We start from the raw sequence: 244 nt of genomic DNA, 5'->3' as shown, positions 1-244 counted from the left end.
GAGCAGTCGCGCTCGCCCAGCCAGACGGCGTTCTTGAAGGTGTCAGCCAGGATCTGGATCTCCACAGGGCGTGGGTTCTCCAGGAACTTCTCCATGTAGACCTCGGGGGTGCCGAAGGCCGCACCGGCTTCGGCGCGCGTCGTCTGCACCGCATGCACCAGGGCCGCCTCGGTGTGCTCGACACGCATGCCGCGCCCGCCACCGCCGCCGGCCGCCTTAATGATGACGGGGTAGCCCACGGAGC

General features: G+C 68.9%; 1 protein-coding gene. It reads right to left on the bottom strand.

The genetic code is table 11. The features are described 5' to 3' along the window. On the bottom strand, positions 1-244 hold a 244-nt coding region (locus AC0IZJ_RS28660), incomplete at both ends, for an ATP-binding protein (protein WP_471855672.1).

The organism is Roseateles sp. AC306 (genome assembly GCF_979253795.1).
This window is presented reverse-complemented; position numbering and strand designations above follow the sequence as displayed.